3 protein-coding genes and 1 pseudogene are annotated in these 2,199 nt (G+C 60.5%); all 4 read right to left on the minus strand.

From position 1 onward, the window contains the following. Positions 1-400: 400 nt before the first annotated feature. A pseudogene (locus Q7J58_RS16765) lies at positions 401-601 on the minus strand (HigA family addiction module antitoxin); the annotation flags it as partial. Between the two features lie 179 nt (positions 602-780). After that, a complete protein-coding gene (locus tag Q7J58_RS16770; RefSeq protein ID WP_304830505.1) occupies positions 781-1,098 on the minus strand; it encodes a helix-turn-helix domain-containing protein in 318 nt (105 codons plus the stop codon). Beyond that, the gene (locus tag Q7J58_RS16775) at positions 1,082-1,393 is read right to left on the minus strand and encodes a type II toxin-antitoxin system RelE/ParE family toxin (protein ID WP_304830507.1); all 312 of its coding nucleotides are present in this window, start codon (positions 1,391-1,393) and stop codon (positions 1,082-1,084) included. Before Q7J58_RS16775 ends, Q7J58_RS16770 begins: the two co-directional genes overlap by 17 nt. Before the next feature lie 575 nt (positions 1,394-1,968). Next, positions 1,969-2,199 (minus strand): hypothetical protein (locus Q7J58_RS16780; RefSeq protein WP_304830509.1); only part of this gene is annotated, 231 nt, incomplete at its 5' end.

Consider the following 2,199-nt stretch of genomic DNA (forward strand, 5'->3'; position numbering starts at 1 on the left):
CGCTGCTGGACAGCCACGCCCGCTTCGTGAAATACTGACAGCGGCAACGGCGCCCTCCATCGCGGTGGGTCTCGGGGCGCGACAGTGGGTTTACCGGAAAGTGACTGTCACTGTCGCGCCTGCTTCTTGCACAGGTAGGCGATATGTAACGCAAATGGCCAGCTCTGCGCCATGCCCCTGCGCTGACTCACCCCCGCTTGTCCCACGGCCAAAGCAGGCACGCCCAGGACACGTCTGTGCCCTGCACAACGGGCATCCCCCATTCGATTCAAAGGTAGTTCAAAGCAGTCCGCCGACTGTCGCGGGTGACTACGTCCGGCTTGATGCCGACACCAGATTTACGCGGAAACTGACAGCCGTCTACACCACCTAGAAATCTTCGTTCACCCAGCGCGCCGGTTCAGGCTGGCGCTGTTTCCCGCGTGACCACACGCATGGTGGGTGGGCGATTTTTGGCAAGTTCGCGCGCACGCCACAGGTCATGCTGCGTTTGCAAGGCCAACCCGTAGCCGGGGCTGGTGCCCAATGCGTTGGACAGCCGCAAATCCATGTCGGCACTCACAGCGGCATGGTCATTCAACACGCGGTGCAGCATCACCCTTTGTAGTCTTAATTAGAATCCGACCCCGATTTCCCCAGGGCTATACGGCAAACAAAGGGAAAGCTTCGTCGAGCGTGCCAACTTGGTTGTTCCGCCCACTGCGGACCCGCACGGTGGGTGGTGTGGGGGCTGGGAGTTAGAAACTCCCGGCTACCCGATTCGGCCTCACCGAGTTCGCGTTACAGCTGCGAGGAGACCGCCAGAACGGCCTTGGGGTTTGTGCGTGCAATAGCCAGCAGTGTTCTTGCGGCGCCACTGGGTTGCTTGCGACCTTGCTCCCACCCCTGAAGTGTGCGGACTGAGACACCTAGAAGGTCTGCAAACTGGGACTGCGAAAGGCCAGTGGCTTCGCGTGCCTCAATGGCCGCGGGAACGACAACTTTGCCCTTGCCGGCCTTCATGTCCTTGATTGACTGGAGGATCTCAGCGCCGATGTCTCGGGCGGCTTCAAAGGCATCAAGGTCTGTAGTGTTAAGTTTCTTAGGCTTCGAGGGCACGGCGAATCTCCTTCAGTGTGGCGGCAGAGATGCTTGAGGACTCAGACTTGGCATACAGGGTGAGTAGGTACACCTCACCAAGTTCATTTCGTGTCAGATAGACAATCCGAACGCCTGCGGACTTTCCGGTTCCTTCGCGGGCCCAGCGTACTTTGCGTACTCCTCCTGAGCCACGGATGACGGCGCCTGCGTCTGGATTCAATGCGATGAACGACGCGAACTCAGCGCGTTCGTCTTCGTCCCAGTAGCGAGGCCAAAGGCGTTGGAAGATGGGGCTCTCGACAACGGTAAGCATGCCGGACTGTACGCCTTGGGCGCATAGCTGTCAACCGGTGCTTGTTGTGGGGCCGAACCGTTCGAGCTAAGCGGGGGTCAGGCGGCGCGCCGTTAGCGCCCCGCTTGAGCGAGGGGTGTGCGCCCAGCATGGGCGCGAACTTATGGGGTGAAATTCCCCTGTGGGAGAACCGAATGGGACTCATAGAGAGCCATGTTAACCACTGGCCGAAGGCAAGGGCAGGCCCGCGAGGTCCTGTCTGGAGGAAGCCCGAGAGCAAAAGTGCGAGGCGACGAACAGAAACCGCATACAAGGCCGAGGGGGTCGAGGCAAGCTGGCACATGACGGCAAAGCCCACCGGTTCGACGCCTACGGTAAATGCGGCGCTTGTGCACAGACAGTTTGCGCTCTTACCTGGGGAGATCTGCACCGCATGCGGTGCAACTGGATGACGACATGACCCGGATAGGTTCCACCGGGATAACAAGACCCGAGCGCCGTGGCGAGCTGCCCGCTGCGTGTCGAAGAAACTGGCAGCAACGTCGTCCAGGCGTACAGCGCGACCCGCAGCAATGCGGGGCGTGACGGTGCAGAAGTCAGCAGCGGCCGTAGTAGGTGCCCAGGCGTCGGGGCGCTGAAGGGCCAAACAATGAGACACAAGGAGCAGACGTGAAAGCCTTGCCCAAATCGACCAAACCCGAGCGGGCCAGATACGGGTGGCGGCCAACACGCACCGAGCCTTGAAACAAGACGAAGTGACAGTGAGAACCACAGAACTGCTTGAAGACGTGCTGGCCAGCGACAACCTGGCGCAGGCATGGAAACGG

The organism is Hydrogenophaga sp., from assembly GCF_030656115.1.
In the GTDB taxonomy this organism is placed as follows: domain Bacteria; phylum Pseudomonadota; class Gammaproteobacteria; order Burkholderiales; family Burkholderiaceae_C; genus Hydrogenophaga.